This window comes from Sporosarcina oncorhynchi, assembly GCF_033304615.1.
GTDB classification, from domain to species: Bacteria; Bacillota; Bacilli; order Bacillales_A; family Planococcaceae; genus Sporosarcina; species Sporosarcina oncorhynchi.
On record NZ_CP129118.1, the window covers coordinates 1,545,310 to 1,561,208 of the forward strand.

General features: G+C 41.4%; 17 protein-coding genes. 12 read left to right on the forward strand and 5 right to left on the reverse strand.

The window, feature by feature from the left end; genetic code table 11:
- The first annotated feature begins 14 nt into the window (after nucleotides 1–14).
- A complete protein-coding gene (locus tag QWT69_RS07325; protein WP_317970446.1) occupies nucleotides 15–455 on the forward strand; it encodes a BrxA/BrxB family bacilliredoxin in 441 nt (146 codons plus the stop codon).
- Between the two features lie 39 nt (nucleotides 456–494).
- Here the strand turns inward: QWT69_RS07325 and prli42 are convergent, their stop codons facing one another.
- Nucleotides 495–593, reverse strand: a complete 99-nt coding sequence (gene prli42 / locus QWT69_RS07330) for a stressosome-associated protein Prli42 (RefSeq protein WP_317970448.1) — start codon at nucleotides 591–593, stop codon at nucleotides 495–497.
- Between the two features lie 113 nt (nucleotides 594–706).
- Here prli42 and mce point away from each other — a divergent pair, with 113 nt between their 5' ends.
- The 6 genes from mce to rnz are packed head-to-tail and all read left to right on the forward strand — an operon-like array spanning nucleotide 707 to nucleotide 6,487.
- Complete coding sequence (gene mce, locus QWT69_RS07335; protein WP_317970450.1) at nucleotides 707–1,108, forward strand: methylmalonyl-CoA epimerase; 402 nt, start codon at nucleotides 707–709, stop codon at nucleotides 1,106–1,108.
- Nucleotides 1,109–1,112: 4 nt separating this feature from the next.
- Nucleotides 1,113–2,660: an acyl-CoA carboxylase subunit beta gene (locus QWT69_RS07340; RefSeq protein ID WP_317970452.1), complete on the forward strand. Its 1,548-nt coding sequence runs from the start codon at nucleotides 1,113–1,115 to the stop codon at nucleotides 2,658–2,660.
- A 26-nt stretch (nucleotides 2,661–2,686) separates the two neighbouring features.
- Entirely contained in the window at nucleotides 2,687–3,814 is a 1,128-nt protein-coding gene (locus QWT69_RS07345) for a M20/M25/M40 family metallo-hydrolase (protein ID WP_317970454.1), read from the forward strand.
- A 3-nt stretch (nucleotides 3,815–3,817) separates the two neighbouring features.
- On the forward strand, nucleotides 3,818–4,294 hold the full coding sequence (locus QWT69_RS07350; protein WP_317970456.1) for a chemotaxis protein CheW: 477 nt from the start codon (nucleotides 3,818–3,820) through the stop codon (nucleotides 4,292–4,294).
- Between the two features lie 54 nt (nucleotides 4,295–4,348).
- Nucleotides 4,349–5,539, forward strand: a complete 1,191-nt coding sequence (locus QWT69_RS07355) for a DNA polymerase IV (RefSeq protein WP_317970458.1) — start codon at nucleotides 4,349–4,351, stop codon at nucleotides 5,537–5,539.
- Between the two features lie 9 nt (nucleotides 5,540–5,548).
- Complete coding sequence (rnz, locus tag QWT69_RS07360) at nucleotides 5,549–6,487, forward strand: ribonuclease Z (protein ID WP_317970460.1); 939 nt, start codon at nucleotides 5,549–5,551, stop codon at nucleotides 6,485–6,487.
- A gap of 49 nt (nucleotides 6,488–6,536) precedes the next feature.
- Here rnz and namA read toward each other — a convergent pair whose 3' ends face one another.
- The 4 genes from namA to QWT69_RS07380 all read right to left on the reverse strand — a co-directional run bounded on the left by namA (nucleotide 6,537) and on the right by QWT69_RS07380 (nucleotide 10,910).
- Nucleotides 6,537–7,547, reverse strand: coding sequence for an NADPH dehydrogenase NamA (namA, locus tag QWT69_RS07365; RefSeq protein WP_317970983.1), 1,011 nt, complete (start codon nucleotides 7,545–7,547; stop codon nucleotides 6,537–6,539).
- A 79-nt stretch (nucleotides 7,548–7,626) separates the two neighbouring features.
- A complete protein-coding gene (gene proC, locus QWT69_RS07370) occupies nucleotides 7,627–8,451 on the reverse strand; it encodes a pyrroline-5-carboxylate reductase (protein ID WP_317970461.1) in 825 nt (274 codons plus the stop codon).
- Between the two features lie 183 nt (nucleotides 8,452–8,634).
- Complete coding sequence (locus QWT69_RS07375) at nucleotides 8,635–9,744, reverse strand: TFIIB-type zinc ribbon-containing protein (RefSeq protein ID WP_317970463.1); 1,110 nt, start codon at nucleotides 9,742–9,744, stop codon at nucleotides 8,635–8,637.
- 23 nt (nucleotides 9,745–9,767) lie between these two features.
- Nucleotides 9,768–10,910 carry an SPFH domain-containing protein gene (locus tag QWT69_RS07380; protein ID WP_317970465.1) on the reverse strand — a complete coding sequence of 381 codons (1,143 nt, stop codon included), beginning with the start codon at nucleotides 10,908–10,910 and terminating at the stop codon, nucleotides 9,768–9,770.
- Nucleotides 10,911–11,080: 170 nt separating this feature from the next.
- Here QWT69_RS07380 and QWT69_RS07385 point away from each other — a divergent pair, with 170 nt between their 5' ends.
- The 5 genes from QWT69_RS07385 to msrA all read left to right on the forward strand — a co-directional run bounded on the left by QWT69_RS07385 (nucleotide 11,081) and on the right by msrA (nucleotide 15,889).
- The gene (locus tag QWT69_RS07385) at nucleotides 11,081–12,025 is read left to right on the forward strand and encodes an MBL fold metallo-hydrolase (protein WP_317970467.1); all 945 of its coding nucleotides are present in this window, start codon (nucleotides 11,081–11,083) and stop codon (nucleotides 12,023–12,025) included.
- The gene (locus QWT69_RS07390; RefSeq protein WP_317970469.1) at nucleotides 12,012–12,770 is read left to right on the forward strand and encodes an SDR family NAD(P)-dependent oxidoreductase; all 759 of its coding nucleotides are present in this window, start codon (nucleotides 12,012–12,014) and stop codon (nucleotides 12,768–12,770) included. The genes QWT69_RS07385 and QWT69_RS07390 overlap by 14 nt, the downstream gene beginning before the upstream one ends.
- Nucleotides 12,771–13,348: 578 nt before the next feature.
- Nucleotides 13,349–14,272, forward strand: coding sequence for an HPr(Ser) kinase/phosphatase (gene hprK / locus QWT69_RS07395; protein ID WP_317970470.1), 924 nt, complete (start codon nucleotides 13,349–13,351; stop codon nucleotides 14,270–14,272).
- Between the two features lie 34 nt (nucleotides 14,273–14,306).
- A complete protein-coding gene (locus QWT69_RS07400) occupies nucleotides 14,307–15,134 on the forward strand; it encodes a DUF2785 domain-containing protein (RefSeq protein ID WP_317970471.1) in 828 nt (275 codons plus the stop codon).
- A gap of 98 nt (nucleotides 15,135–15,232) precedes the next feature.
- Nucleotides 15,233–15,889, forward strand: a complete 657-nt coding sequence (gene msrA / locus QWT69_RS07405; protein ID WP_317970473.1) for a peptide-methionine (S)-S-oxide reductase MsrA — start codon at nucleotides 15,233–15,235, stop codon at nucleotides 15,887–15,889.
- Nucleotides 15,890–15,899: the final 10 nt, after the last annotated feature.

Consider the following 15,899-nt stretch of genomic DNA (forward strand, 5'->3'; position numbering starts at 1 on the left):
AGGGGACGATTTGAATGACTATGGATTTTAATTTTTATATGGATGATATAACGAAAGTGGCTAGAAACGAGATGGAGGCAAGCGGCTATCAACAACTTCAGACACCTGAAGAGGTGGAAGAGGCGTTGAAACGTCCGGGTACTACGCTCGTCATGGTCAACTCTGTATGTGGTTGTGCAGGTGGAATTGCACGTCCAGCAGCAGCGCACGCAGTGCATTATGATAAACGTCCTGATCATCTAGTGACGGTTTTTGCGGGACAAGATAAAGAAGCGACTGCCTATGCACGAATGATTTTTGGGGAAGACCATCTCCCATCTTCACCATCATTTGCACTCATGAAAGACGGAAAATTGGTAGCAGAAGTCGGTCGTTATGAGATTGAAGGTCATGATCCAATGTCCGTCGTAACGAACTTGCAAAGTCAATTTGAAGAATTCTGTGAAGAAGTTTAAAACAAAAAAACAGTCCAAATCATTGGACTGTTTTTTGTTTTATCCTAGAAGAGCGCCTAACCCCATCATGATACTTGAAACAACCATGGCTGCAACCATAAGATAGACTACCGTCTTTTGTACTTTCTTATTACTCATCGGACAAATCCCCTTACCGTTATAGATACTTTCATTTTAACAGAAATACAGAAATTCTCAAGATGTAGCAGAATTAATTAGAAAACGGTACAATGGAGAGAGGGGGTGTCTGAATGAAAAAAGTCGATCATATCGGAATCGCTGTAAAAAAAATAGAGAGCGCTCTGTCATATTACATAGAAACACTTGGTTTAACATGCATAGGGATTGAAGAAGTGGAAAGTCAGAAAGTTAAAGTTGCATTTCTTGATGCTGGCAACATAAAGTTCGAACTGCTAGAACCGATGGACGAAACGAGTCCGGTTGCAAAATTCATCGAAAAACGTGGTGAAGGTATCCATCATATTGCTTTTGGAGTAACAGACATCCGTTCGAGGATGGCGGAATTGGAAGAAAAGGGCGTTCTCTTGTTGCAGGATGAACCCAAAAATGGTGCAGGCGGAGCGGAAGTGGCTTTCTTGCATCCAAAATCTTCTTACGGTGTATTGTACGAATTATGTGACAAAGGGGAGTAAATGAATGGATATTTACGATAAAATCAACGAATTATACGATAAGAAGAGAGAAATCGAGCTAGGTGGGGGCGATGAAAGAATTGCTAAGCAGCATGAAAAAGGCAAATTAACAGCGCGTGAACGGATTGAACTTTTAGTTGATAAAGGGTCGTTCGTCGAGCTGAATCCATTTGTTGTCCACCGGACACGTGATTTCGGAATGGACAAGCAAGTTGGTCCTGGAGATGGAGTCGTAACTGGATATGCCAAAATAGAAGGACGTCCGATCTATTTGTTTTCCCAAGATTTTACCGTTTTTGGCGGCGCGCTTGGTGAAATGCATGCGATGAAAATCGCGAATGTTATGGATTTAGCTGCGAAAAATGGTGCGCCTTTCATAGGGTTGAATGATTCAGGTGGAGCACGTATCCAGGAAGGTGTCGTTTCTCTTGACGGGTATGGTGAGATATTTTATCGGAACGCTATCTATTCAGGCGTCATTCCGCAAATTTCAGTAATCCTAGGACCTTGTGCGGGGGGTGCCGTCTATTCTCCGGCCATTACTGATTTCGTGTTTATGACAGACGAAACGAGCCAAATGTTCATAACAGGACCAAAAGTGATCGAAACAGTTACAGGTGAAAAGATTTCGTCTGAAGATCTAGGAGGTTCGAAAGTACATAATTCAATAAGCGGTAACGCACATTTCCGCGCCAAAGATGAAAAAACGGTTCTTCAGGATGTGAGGCATTTACTCTCTTATTTGCCACAAAATAATGATGAGAAAGCCCCAATCATCGAAACGGAATTGGAAGACGACTACCGAAACGACCTTGCGGATGTCGTACCTTTCGAAACAATCAGACCTTACGATGTTCGAAAAGTCATTGAACAAGTTGTTGATAAAGAATCTTTTTTGGAAGTTCAGGCAGAATTCGCTAAAAATGCTGTTGTCGGTTTCGCTCGAATGAAAGGCGAATCAGTTGGTTTGATTTGCAACCAGCCTAAAGTAATGGCTGGCGGTCTAGATATTAACTCATCGGACAAGATTGCACGCTTTATCCGCACTTGTGATTCGTTCAATATTCCATTGATCACTTTTGAAGATGTCACTGGTTTCTTCCCAGGGGTTAAACAGGAACACGGAGGAATCATCCGTCATGGCGCTAAGATCTTATATGCATATTCTGAAGCGACTGTTCCGAAAATCACAGTCATTCTTCGTAAAGCTTTTGGAGGAGCCTATGTAGCATTGAACTCTAAAGCAATTGGTGCTGATGTTGTCTATGCGTGGCCAAATGCCGAAATTGCCGTTATGGGTGCTGAAGGCGCAGCGAATATCATTTTCGCAAAAGAAATCGCAAACAGTGATAATCCTGAAACGACGCGTTCTGAAAAAATCGAAGAATATCGCACGAAATTCGCAAATCCATACGTTGCAGCTTCACACGGAATGGTGGATGATGTCATTGATCCTCGAGAGACACGAATAAAGCTGCTTCAGGCACTTGAAATGATGCGCAATAAGCAAGAAACGAGACCACGAAAAAAACATGGGAATATTCCTTTGTAAGAGATACTAAAAAGGAGAGATATTGAATGAATGCACAACGATTAGTCGATGAATTTTTTGAATTAGTACAGATTGATTCGGAAACAAAACATGAGGAAGGAATTGTTTCGATTTTAAAAGAAAAGATGGAGAAACTTGGCTTTGACGTTATCGAGGATGACACAAAAGAAGTGACAGGACATGGAGCTGGTAATCTAATTGCTACATTGAAAGGGAATGTAGATGCAGCAGATCCGATTTATTTCACTTGTCATATGGATACTGTCGTTCCCGGAAAGGGCATTAAGCCAGAGCTTAAGGAAGACGGTTATATCTATTCTGACGGAACAACAATTCTTGGAGCGGATGACAAAGCCGGTATTGCAGCTTTATTCGAAATGGCAAAAGTATTAAAAGAAGACAATATGGATCATGGTGATATTCAATTCATCATAACTGCCGGAGAAGAAAGTGGATTGGTCGGGGCAAAGGCTATGGATGCTTCACTATTGAAAGCGAAGTACGGATATGCGGTAGATAGCGACGGCAAAGTCGGCGGTATTGTGACAGCGGCTCCCTATCAGGCAAAACTTTGGACGACAATCCATGGAAAGACGGCACATGCGGGCGTAGCACCTGAGAAAGGTGTTTCCGCCATCAATATTGCAGCTAAATCTATTTCTGCCATGACACTTGGAAGAATTGATTCGGAAACGACTGCTAATATTGGTCGTTTTGAAGGTGGACAAGCGACGAACATAGTTTGTGATGAAGTGAAAATTTTAGCGGAAGCCCGTTCCATTAATCCTGACAAATTGGATAAACAGACTGCCCATATGATAGAAACGTATGAGAATACGGCAAAGGCAATGGGTGGATTAGCTGAAACTGAGCTAAAATTGATGTATCCAGGATTTAGCTTTGCCGAAGATGCAGAAGTCGTACAAACTGCGATGACAGCGATCCGTAATATTGGTAGAAATCCTGAATTGATGACGAGTGGCGGGGGAAGTGACGGAAATGTTTTCAATGGACACGGAGTTCCTACCGTTACGCTCTCTGTAGGCTATGAAGAAATTCATACAAAAAATGAACGTATGCCAGTAGAAGAGTTGAATAAGCTGACTGAACTGTTGATAGAAATTGTTCGGGTTACAGCATCGAAAGGGGTTTGACAGATGGCTGATTTAAAAGCGGTTATTGTCCAATGTGGACAGGAGGACTATGCGTTACCGGTCGAATCAGTAATTACAATTGAAAAACTGGAACGTGTCAACCCAATTCCACATCTACCGGACTATATGCTCGGTTTAATGAAAAATAGAGGAGAATTAGTTCCAATCCTCGATTTCCAACGGATTCTATATGGAAATTCTGCAGTAAACGATGAAAATGCACGTGTAGTCATTTTGCAGACTGAAAATCTGCATATTGGATTACTCGTCCTGCATGCAAAAGAAATCATCGATATACCCGAGAACAAACTGACATCGAGTGGCTTGATGGCTTATTCAAGAACGCCTTACTTTACGACAGTTGCTAATCTCGAAGATCGAATGATTACTGTCGTCGACCCAGAAATATTATCTAAAACGCTATCTGGTATGGATGAAATCGGTGAATATGTCGCATCACAACGATTACAGGAAATGTGAGTCGGATTCTATCCATTCTTCCGGCCTTTTCTTGATACTTTGGAGGAAGATCGAATGCCAAATGTCCAACGTAAGCAAGGAAAAGTCATCCTTCATCTGGATATGAATAGTTTTTTTGCATCAGTCGAACAATCGTACAGTCCAGAATTGAAAGGGATTCCGATGGCTGTTGCAGGCAACCCGAAAGAGAGACGCGGTATCCTTGTCACATGCTCCTACGAAGCACGTGCACTTGGCATCTATACAACAATGTCTGTCGGGGAAGCTAAACGCATCTGTCCTGAACTTGTTATAGTTCCACCTGATCATGAAAAATACCGTATTGCTTCTAATGCGGTATTTTCAATTTTACGGACATATACAGAATTAGTTGAGCCAGTCTCGATAGATGAAGCGTATATCGACATTACAGATATCGGTGGTCTCACCGATGCCGTTCGTATTGCTGAAAATATGCAACAGCGGATCCTTCATGAATTGGATTTGCCGTGTTCAATTGGGATTGCTCCGAATAAATTTCTAGCGAAAACTGCTTCGGATATGAAGAAACCGATGGGGATTACGATTTTACGGAAGAGGCAAGTACCGCACCTATTATGGCCACTTCCAGTAATTGAGATGCATGGTATCGGTCAGAGCACACAGAAAAGGCTAAATGAACTCGGTATTACTACAATTGGTGAACTTGCCCAAGCTGAAGAATTGACGATTAAAATTAAATTAGGCAAAAATGGTTTAAGATTACAGAAAAGAGCAAACGGGATCGATAATCGACCTGTAGATCCTGAAGCTGCTGAAGAGCGTAAAAGTGTGGGAAGCTCTACCACATTGGTAATTGATGAAACCGAGCTAGAACCTTGTCTTGAAACCTTCCGCTTCCTGGCAAAAAAAGTAGCCAAAAGGTTAGATGCCAAAGGACTGGCTGGACAAGTGGTAATGATTCAAATTAGGACATCCGATTGGCGTAACTTTACACGGAGCAGAACCTTGGTAAATCCAGTCTATAAAGAAGAGGAGATTTATGAAGAGGCGATTAATCTTTTTAAACTGCACTGGGAAGGCGACCCGGTACGGCTTTTAGGAATTACAGTTTCAAATGTTATACCGGTGAATGAATTACACGAACAGCTTTCCATGTATAATTTTGAGAAGTATGCAAAAGAGGAAAAGATGGATAAACTTGTCTCAGAACTAGAGAAAAAATTTGGGTCTCAGTCTATCAAAAGGGGCCTCAGTGAAAGGTAGACATAAATAATGGAACTGTTTTTTTTGGGTACTGGTGCAGGAATGCCTTCCAAACAACGTAACACGTCATCGCTTGTGCTCAATTTATCTGCTGAAAAAGAAGGATACTGGATGTTTGATTGTGGAGAGGCAACACAACATCAGTTATTAAATACACCAATAAAGCCGAGGAAAATCAATAAAATTTTCATCACACACCTTCATGGAGACCATATTTTCGGTTTACCGGGATTTCTTGGATCGCGTTCATTTTTGGGCGGTGAAGATGAATTGACAATCTATGGTCCTGTCGGACTGAAAGAATGGATTTACTCGACATTGCGTCTAACAAAGACCCATTTGACATATCCATTGAAAATCGAAGAAATTTTCGAAGGTGTTGTTTTTGAAAATGACTCATTCAAAGTTCGCACACAGCTATTGCAGCATGTAATCCCATGCTTCGGTTTCCGTATTGAACAAAAGCCGTTACCTGGAAAACTGCTCGTTGAACAAGCTTTTGAAGCAGGTGTTCCAAAAGGCCCTTTACTGAAAAAGTTGAAAGATGGGGAAGACGTTACGCTTGAAGACGGCACCATCATATACAGCTCAGATGTGACTGGAGATAGCCAAAAAGGATTCACTGTTGCAATCCTTGGAGATACGAAATTCTGTCAGGCAGCAACGGATTTGGCTTCTGATGTTGATATTCTAGTGCATGAAGCAACTTTTGACGTGGAAACAGGCGATCTAGCGAAGGAATATGGGCATTCGACTATCGCAGATGCCGCACGCACAGCGAAAAAGGCTAATGCTAAAACGTTGATTGCTAATCATATAAGTGCCCGTTTCATGCAAGCCGATATTAGTCGATTGAAAGAACAGGGGAAGACGATATTTCCAGACCTATATATCGCCAGTGATTTCGCTCAATATGAATGGAAAAATGATGAATTATACGAAAAATAAAGCTGTCGCAACGTTGTTCACATTGCGACAGCTTTTCAATTTCAATTTTTCATACCCATCCGCGGTCATATTGCTTTGGTGCTTCGAGTGTAACACCCAATTCTTTGGCCGCTGTATATGGCCAATAAGGATTTCTTAACAACTCTCGTGCTAAAAAAACAAGATCTGCGCGTCCGTTTTTCAAGATCTCTTCCGCTTGTAATCCTGAGGTTATAAGTCCTACAGCTCCTGTTGGAATGTCTGCCTCTTTTTTTATCTGTTCAGCATATGGTACTTGATAGCCAGGGAAGACATCGATTTTTGCTGGAACGACTGCTCCTGAACTGACATCGATTAAATCTACACTTTGTTCTTTCATCCATGTAGCCATTTCGATGTAGTGGCTTGTAGTCATGCCACCCTCTGAATAATCTTCAGCTGATATACGTACAAATAGTGGTCCTTCCCATACAGACCGAACCGCATCGATGATTTCCCTTAGAAAGCGATAACGGTTTTCTGAAGAACCTCCATATACGTCATTACGTTGGTTTGAAAGAGGAGACAAGAATTCATTTATAAGATATCCGTGTGCTCCATGTAATTCAATAACATCAAAACCGGCCTTTTTAGATCGAACCGCAGCATCCTTAAATGCGTTGATCGTTTCTTGAATGTCAGCTAAGGACATCTCTACAGGCGTTTTATATTGTTCGTTAAAACGGACAGCACTCGGTGCTTGGATATTACCATCAACTGTCGCTTTTCTGCCGGCATGTGCCAATTGGATTCCGGTTTTTGCACCATGCTGTTTCATCAGTCTGACAGCTTCTGCTAACCCTTCAATATGATCATCACTCCAAATCCCAAGATCACCTGCAGAAATTCTTCCTTGGGGTTGAACCGCTGTTGCTTCCACTATGATGAGTCCTACTTGGCCGACGGCACGTGTTGCATAATGAATTTTATGCCAATCTTCTACTTTACCATCTGAATTATGACTTGAATACATACACATTGGTGCCATAACAATTCGGTTTTTCATTTCCACTCCGCGAATCGTATATGGAGAATATAACATTGCCACTCGAATGACCTCCTTTACATATCAACTAAAGTATACCAAATTCCTTATGAACTTAACGTTTTGGATGCTCGCATCATGTGGAAATCTTGTCAGAAAGAGCCCCCAGTTCGCGGGATCGGTTTTCTGCCTTGTAAATACAACTTGCAATCGTTTCCTTAAATGAGTTTGTAGATAAAGCATGTAATCCTGCTTCAGTCGTTCCGCCTGGGCTCGTTACATTTTTTCGTAATACATGAGGTTCCTCTCCAGTCATCTTCAGCATGGAAGCAGCACCGTCGAGTGTCTGGATTATTAATTCACGCGCAGTGACCGAAGCGAGTCCTCTTGCAATGGCTGCTTCTTCAAGTGCCTCCACTAAGTAATAAATATACGCTGGACCACTACCGGAAAGAGCTGTTACTAAGTGTAGTTCATCTTCAGATACTTCTTTGACAATTCCAATTGCGGATAACAGACCCAAAATGCTATTCTTCATTTCCAAACTTACGGATTGATTCATCGTTACACCAGTAGCGGATTTTCCGATTGTTGCTGATGTATTGGGCATGGACCGAGCGATAGGCCGTTTACCCAGACCTGATTCGATTGTTGAAATGGAGACACCTGCAATGACGGATAGGACTGCCGCCCGGTCATTCAAGTGGTGTATAATATCAGCCATCGCTTGATGGATATCTTTTGGTTTTGTTGCTAATATAATAAGATTAGCTTCATTCAATTCACGACGGTCAGCGCTTACGATGGAGACACCATACTTTTCTTGCAGAAATAACAGTCTTTCTTCGTCTGATTTATTTGTGACATACACATCTTTTGCAGCTATGACATCTTCATTGACAATTCCTGCAATTATCGCTTCGGCCATCGAACCGGCGCCTACAAAGACGATTCTTTTCATCAATATCCATCCTCTCAAAGCAAAATAAAATTAAAAAACGTTCTCATCCTGAATGGCTCAGGACGAAAACGCATATGTCCGCATTTCCAGTATTTACACACGATCCATACTTTCTTCTGAAAGCTTCTTGAATAGTAATGAAATTATGGCATGGCTTCAAATAGAAGTCAATATTCAGCGAAATTACTGAGACAAATAGAATACTACAATGACAATTACTGCAAGAAGGCATAATAGAAGAACTTTCCACACACTCACAGGTGCTTTACCGCTCACTTTTCCGGTCTGTCCGTTTACGAGGAATCGATAGACCTTCTGATTGAACTGAAAAGAGGAAATCCAGATGGGTAGAAGAATATGTTTGAAAGTAATTGCATCATATTGTGTATCCACTTTTACAATCTGTACTTCGTCTCCAATTTCCTGTCTGAAAATGCCCGCTCGGATTCTCCCGTCAATAATTTCTTTCGCATTTGTCCAACCTTCTTTTAGTTGAATTGAATAGCGCTCGGCAATAAACCCTGAGAAATATTCGGTACGATAATCTAACAGTCCTGACAATTGGAAAGGCTCGACTTTTCCAATCAGATCAGAAGCGACATTTTTAGAAGCTTTCACTAAAACATCATCATGAAATTTCTTATATGTACCACGTTGGGTGCGCCATCTAATTTTACGTACTTGTTCAGTTATCTGCTCAGTTTTGCCGTCTCGCATGACGGTTCTCGTTTCAGTGACATAATAATATGTCCCAATCTTCACAGTATAAGCTGAGTGGGTATCTGAATCGAATGTCCAGTAAGGAATATAGGTGCCTGTGATTTTTTGCAGTTCATAATCCTTTTTCAAGTTATTTGGTGCGAAATAGCGCTTTTTGATCCACTTCTTGAATTTCGCCACTGCTTCCTCTTTCGGAATTTGGAAAGGGAGGACGAGTGCAGGTTTTATCCCAGCATCGTGTTCGGTTACCGCAATATGAGAAGACCCGCAAAAAGTGCAAAAGTCGGCGACTTTATCAGTATCTAATAACGTTTCAGCGCCACAGTTGTCGCATTTAAAAACTCTTTTCTCATCACTCCAGTTGTGGTCGGCACTGTTTAAGGATTCTAGATAGTCGTGTTCCGTTACATTTTCTCTAGTTGACTCAATTTCGAGTTGCGTACCGCAAAAAGGACATTTCAGACCTTTGGTAGAAGGATCATATACTGTATTTCCACCACAAGAAGAACATTGGTTGACTTCTGTTACCTCAATAGTCGGCTCATCCGAGAATTCGCTATCTATATTCGTCATAATTTCACCTCTTTACATACATCTTAAAGGTTCTCGCCGCAATCCCCACAGAATTTTGCTGTCGGCCCATTCAGCATGCCACAGGAAGGACATTTTTTCTCGGTCACTTGTTGTGCACCACATTCGCCACAAAACTTGGAACCCTCTTTGATAGTTGCTTTACAGCTCGTACAAGAAGCCGTTTGCTCTTTAACAGTCTTACCGCATTCTGGACAGAATTTAGCGTTAGCTCTAATTTGTGCCTGACAATGCGGGCAAGCAATTTTCGCAGGTTCGGCTGGTGAAGATGGAGCGGTATTTTGCTGATTCGACGTAAATGCGCCAGCCATCGCATTCCCGATAGCTGCTCCAGCACCAATACCAGCGCCAGTAGCCGCCATACCGCCGCCTTCGTTCCGCGCTGCTTCTCGTATTGCTTCTGCAGCCTGGAATTGTGTATAGGTATTCATGTCGCCGAGTACGCCCATCGTTGTGCGCTTGTCCATCGCCTGTTCCACTTCTTTTGGTAAAGAAAGGTTTTCTATATAGAGAGATGTAATTTCAAATCCAAATTTGGCAAAGCGTTCTTTCATTTTTTCTTTGCCTTGTGTACTAAGCTCGTCATAATACATCGCCAAGTCAAGCGCAGGTATTTTCGATTCTGCAAACAGGTCTGTCAATCCGGACAGAATCATCTTTTTTAAATGACTTTCCACGTTTTCCGTATCATATGAACCGCTCGTTCCAAACAATTCCTTTAGGAAAACGACAGGATCAGATACTTTATAGGAGTAAATACCGTATCCACGTAAACGGATCATGCCGAATTCAGGATCACGCATCATGATCGGATTGGACGTTCCCCATTTCTGGTTGATAAATTGTTTTGTATTTACAAAATAGACTTCTGCTTTAAAAGGTGAGTTGAAACCTGTTTTCCACGACTTCAATTTCGTCAGTATTGGCAAGTTTTGTGTATACAGTACATGATGTCCAGGCGTGAAGACATCAGCAATTTCTCCTTCATTTACAAAAATCGCTACTTGCGATTCGCGGACTATTAAACTTGCGCCCATTTTGATTTCATTATTTTGAACCGGAAAACGGTAAACCATTGTATTGGAATTTTGGTCGGTCCATTCAATGACTTCGATGAACTGCCCTTTAAAAAAGTTGAAAATACCCATATCCATCCCCCTTGTAAACTTTAGGTCATTATAACATATATACGGACAGCTTCTTAAAAGGTTTCGTAACATATGTTTTACTATGCATGACTTGCGCGAGAAAAAGATGTACAATGAACTGAATACTCATTCATTGTGAGAAGAACGATTAACCAAAGGAGTTTTTTCCTATGATTCATAAGATTGTTATACCGACACCATTTGCGGTCGGAGATGTGAATGCATTTGTTGTGAAAGGTGACTGTCTGTCACTTGTCGATGCCGGACCCAAAACACCTGACGCCTATGAAGCTTTGAAAACAGGATTAAAAGAAATCGGATATACGTTTAATGATATTGAACAGGTATTTTTGACGCATCACCATCCTGACCATGCGGGATGGATGGACGCATTCGATAAAGCCGAAGTGATCGGACATCCTTACACTGATCTTTGGTTGAAAAGAGATGAAGAATTCATGGCGTTTCATGATCGGTTCTATTTAGAACGTCTTCATGAAGAAGGGGTTCCCGAAGAGTATTTCAGTTGGATTGAAAAAATGAAACGCCCAATTAAGCTAATGGGTGATCGTACACTGGACCGAGAAACGAACGAAGGTGATGACTGGCTTGGTCATCCGGGTTGGAAAGTTTTAGAGACACTCGGACATGCGCAAAGCCATCTAGCCTTATTTAATGAACGGACGGGCGAAATGATCGGGGGCGATTTAGTTTTGGAAAAGGTTTCATCAAATCCATTAATTGAACCTCCTTTCAATCCATCCGATGAACGTCCGAAATCTTTATTGCAATACAATGATTCATTGAAAAGACTGTTGGATATGCCGATCGACATGATTTACAGCGGGCATGGTAATGAAGTGAAGAATATTCATTCTCTAATTGAATCCAGACTTCAAAAACAGCATGAACGTGCAATGAAAGTGCACGGCATGCTTGCAGGCAGAAGTAAAACTATCTATGAAGTGACTGCCGAATTATTCCCGGCTGTCTATTTAAAAGAGTTGGGGCTGACCTTGTCGGAAACAATTGGACAGACCGATTATTTGCTTTCAAAAGGGCTGATTAAGCAAACTGCGGATGAAAGTGGTATTTTGAAATATGAGCAGCAATAAGAAGGTTCTTATTACTGGAGCAACGAGTGGGGTAGGCTATGCGGTTGCCATGAGGTTGCTCGCCGATACAGACAGGTTTACGGTATATGCTACTGGAAGAGCACCAGATAAGATCTGGCAGTTGCAAAATGAAGGTGCGGTAGCCGTCCGTTCTGACTTTTCCGTACCCGGTCAAATGGACAAATTGCTGGAGGAAATGCCCCCTCCTGATATTGTCATCTTCTCAGCTGGTGTCGGACTATTTGAATCAGCTCACAAAATTTCTGATGAATCGATTCAGAACATGATAGATCTGAACGTCGTTGTACCGATGGAACTCACAAAACGAGTTCTTCCAACTATGATAGAACGACAGCAAGGGCAACTGATCTATATCGGGTCTCAAGCCGGTAAAGTGGCAACTCCAAAAGCGTCCGTCTACGCGGCTTCAAAACATGCATTGATAGGCTATACAAATGCCTTAAGAATGGAAGTTGCAGAGTACGGTATTAATGTGTCAGTCGTACATCCAGGACCAATCGATACACCATTCATCGATGAAGCCGATCAGACAGGAAATTATCGAAAATCTCTCGGCAGACATCTCTTGAAAGTCGACACAGTGGCCGACGCCGTTTTACGAATGATCGATAAACCGGCGAGGGAAGTGAATGTGCCAGGCATTATGGGTGTGACTAGTAAACTGTATGCGTTGGCACCTACATTGATTGAGAAACTTGGTAAAAAGTACTTCATGAAAAAATAGCACTAAGAAAAAGCATGCTCCTATTAGGAACATGCTTTTTCTACATATCACGGAAAACTTGTTGTTAAATCACTTTCACCAAACTGTTCTTCCTGACAAACAATTAGCGCCCGTCAGTGCAGTTTGAGATAACTGAACCCTGAGTTTACATTTGCATAGATGGCTTCACAGAAAATCGTGTTAGCCGCTAATACGGGAATCAGTTTCAAGTTGCACTTCCACAAAAAATCATCCATTACCATTACAAAGTGGCTGGAACTTATAAATACCTGTACTCCGTTCCAGACGAGTGTACCACTTGCCAGTAAACAAATTTTCCGCCAAGGCTGTGCAAATCTCCATGAATTCGAGATCAAATGTCCAATTCGTATTCGATGGAAGTTGTGCCTTGTATTCTATCTATACCCAAGAAGATAGAAGCTAAACATTTAATTAGCAAATCCCTTCATTTTTTTAAAAAAACTTTAGATGGAACGATTTTTCGCTTATTTAACAGTGAACAGCTACATGAAATAGTAAGCGTGTTATACTAAAAATAAGTAAATAGAACATCAGGAAAAGTGTCCGGAGGTGTCTTTTTGAAGACTGTAACAATAGAAGAAGTTGTAAAGCGGTTTAAAATGGAAGTGCTAATTGGAACGGATCAATTAGATCGTATATTAAAAAAAACGAAAGTTCGCAGACCAGGACTTGAGTTTATGGACAAATTCGATTTCATAGCAACCGAGCATGTGCAAATACTCGGTAAAAATGAAATCAACTATTTACATACATTATCTGATGAAGAATGTAAAATTAGGATTGCAAATATCGTGCAATACGAGCCGCCTTGCATCGTTATTACATCCAATCAGGAAGAGCCGTTAGGTTTGCGGCAATATTGCACAGAAGAGCATATTCCCGTATTACGGACAAAAGACTCAACAAGCGAGATGAGTGCCAAGTTGGATGCATACGTGACGAAAGCTATGGCCCCTGAAATTGCAGTGCATGGCGTATGTGTGAACGTAGCAGGTATCGGCATTTTATTGAGAGGGAAGTCAGGCGTCGGGAAAAGTGAAACTGCTCATACATTGATTGGCAGAGGTCACCGACTAATTGCCGATGATATCGTTGTTTTAAAAAAGTTGAGCCCACAAACATTACTCGGTACGCACAATGAAAAGAACAAAGAATTTCTAGCCTTGCGAAGTATTGGACTGCTGAATGTCGTCCGTTTATATGGAAGGGCCGCGTTTCAGGAAGAAAGCAGAATTGCCCTTGATATTGAATTGACGGAATGGCAGGATAATGCACTGAACAATGAACTTGAGCTGGATACTAAATATAAAACATATATGGACGTTCAAATACCACATATTCAAATTCAGTTGCAACCAGGAAGGGATGTAGCGGGTTTAATTGAAGCTGCGGCCAATAATTGGTATTTAATGCAGCAAGGGTATAGTGCTGTTGAGGAATTTATGAAAAGATTAGAACCGGAGTTCAACGAGTCAGAATGATTTAACCGATCATGTCTGAAGAAAGAGGTAGGAAATGAGAAAGCAATTGATAGATTTGTTGGCAATGAACGATGAGCAGTGCAGAATCTATATGGAAAATGACGGAGAGTCAATTTTCACCTATATGCTTGAAAATGTAGGAACGACAGACAGTGAGCTCCGTGATGAAATTATTTACCGTCTGCTAGTAAAGCTGTTATCGGGAAATCATTTAACCACTGCACAAATGGAACGAGCGACTGAAGAATTGATCAGTGATCGGTATCTTTTCAATTCTATTGGTGAAAAGGACACGGATACTGTGTTCATACGCTCATTTGCCGCACTATGGCTAACAGGAATCTTTTGGGTCGATAAAGAACAACCTTTTATGAATTCCGAGCTAAGAAGTTTGGCAATGGAAAAATGTGTACACTATTTATACAAAGAAAATGATGTGCGCGGTTATACTGCAAATGGATGGGCGCATGCTATTGCCCACGGTGCAGACCTTTATAGGATGATTGCGACCCATCCGTCCGTTGAACAACGACTGATACCTGTTATTTTAGGAGGTCTATCGACGTGTTTCTTCAAAGGTGGCGTCTATGTAGATGATGAGGATGAACGATTTGTAACTATCGTAACAGCATTAGTAGCAGATGATTATCCAGAAGAAGTTTTACTGGAATGGGTAGAACAGATATTTGACCGTCTCGACAGAGAAGTTGCAGAATTCGGGCAGTCACCTTCATTCTTGCATTCACGCACCAATATTTTGCAGTTTATGAAAACACTTTACTTTGCATTGAAAAAAAGCCATTCCGCACATCAATTGCGATCGGCCGTTTCGTATTTTATTCAAAAATGGCAAAGGACTTAACCAGCAATCTTTGACGTGCAGCCCAGCAAAGACCTTCGAAACAGAAGGTCTTTTTTGTTATACTTGAAAAAACAACATCGACATAGGAGGTCCTTATAATGAATAGCCAAACTAAAGAGGTTAGTAACAATAGTGAAATTAAAACAGCTACATTTGGGATGGGCTGTTTTTGGGGGCCAGACTCCCGATTCGGCAGCCTCCGTGGTGTTTTACGTACACGGGTAGGCTATTCAGGGGGGACGACCGAATTCCCGAGCTATCGTCAGCTCGGAGACCATACTGAGACAGTTGAAATTGATTTTGATGATTCGATTATTAGTTATGAAGAAATACTGCGACATTTCTGGAACAACCATTATCCGAACAGAGACCAATATAAAGGGACACAATATATTTCACTCTTGCGTTTTCGTAGCGATGAGCAACTCGATGCAATTGAACACGTAAAAGCAGAGATGGAAATAAAAATCGGTGAAAAGATTGAAACAGATATTGCGCCATTTGAAAACTTTACATTAGCCGAAGAGCGCCATCAGAAGTATTATTTGAAACGGTATCCTAAAGCAATCGAACAGTTGAAGGATTTATATCCGGATCTTGAATCACTCGAGAATTCCACTTTTGCAGCTCGCTTAAATGGATTTGTAAAAGGTTTTGGAAGAAAGGAAGATTTACTAGAAGAGATTTCTCATTGGGAAATGGATGAGGTGGAAAAGGTAAAACTGAGCAGAACATTGAATGACATGAAATGGTGAATTGTTTTCA

What these genes read in the sequence shown, in the direction of transcription:
- QWT69_RS07325 (WP_317970446.1), top strand. Translation starts at nt 15, where the DNA reads ATGACTATGGATTTTAATTTTTATATGGATGATATAACGAAAGTGGCT.
- prli42 (WP_317970448.1), bottom strand. Translation starts at nt 593, where the DNA reads ATGAGTAATAAGAAAGTACAAAAGACGGTAGTCTATCTTATGGTTGCA.
- mce (WP_317970450.1), top strand. Translation starts at nt 707, where the DNA reads ATGAAAAAAGTCGATCATATCGGAATCGCTGTAAAAAAAATAGAGAGC.
- QWT69_RS07340 (WP_317970452.1), top strand. Translation starts at nt 1,113, where the DNA reads ATGGATATTTACGATAAAATCAACGAATTATACGATAAGAAGAGAGAA.
- QWT69_RS07345 (WP_317970454.1), top strand. Translation starts at nt 2,687, where the DNA reads ATGAATGCACAACGATTAGTCGATGAATTTTTTGAATTAGTACAGATT.
- QWT69_RS07350 (WP_317970456.1), top strand. Translation starts at nt 3,818, where the DNA reads ATGGCTGATTTAAAAGCGGTTATTGTCCAATGTGGACAGGAGGACTAT.
- QWT69_RS07355 (WP_317970458.1), top strand. Translation starts at nt 4,349, where the DNA reads ATGCCAAATGTCCAACGTAAGCAAGGAAAAGTCATCCTTCATCTGGAT.
- rnz (WP_317970460.1), top strand. Translation starts at nt 5,549, where the DNA reads ATGGAACTGTTTTTTTTGGGTACTGGTGCAGGAATGCCTTCCAAACAA.
- namA (WP_317970983.1), bottom strand. Translation starts at nt 7,547, where the DNA reads ATGTTATATTCTCCATATACGATTCGCGGAGTGGAAATGAAAAACCGA.
- proC (WP_317970461.1), bottom strand. Translation starts at nt 8,451, where the DNA reads ATGAAAAGAATCGTCTTTGTAGGCGCCGGTTCGATGGCCGAAGCGATA.
- QWT69_RS07375 (WP_317970463.1), bottom strand. Translation starts at nt 9,744, where the DNA reads ATGACGAATATAGATAGCGAATTCTCGGATGAGCCGACTATTGAGGTA.
- QWT69_RS07380 (WP_317970465.1), bottom strand. Translation starts at nt 10,910, where the DNA reads ATGGGTATTTTCAACTTTTTTAAAGGGCAGTTCATCGAAGTCATTGAA.
- QWT69_RS07385 (WP_317970467.1), top strand. Translation starts at nt 11,081, where the DNA reads ATGATTCATAAGATTGTTATACCGACACCATTTGCGGTCGGAGATGTG.
- QWT69_RS07390 (WP_317970469.1), top strand. Translation starts at nt 12,012, where the DNA reads ATGAGCAGCAATAAGAAGGTTCTTATTACTGGAGCAACGAGTGGGGTA.
- QWT69_RS07400 (WP_317970471.1), top strand. Translation starts at nt 14,307, where the DNA reads ATGAGAAAGCAATTGATAGATTTGTTGGCAATGAACGATGAGCAGTGC.
- msrA (WP_317970473.1), top strand. Translation starts at nt 15,233, where the DNA reads ATGAATAGCCAAACTAAAGAGGTTAGTAACAATAGTGAAATTAAAACA.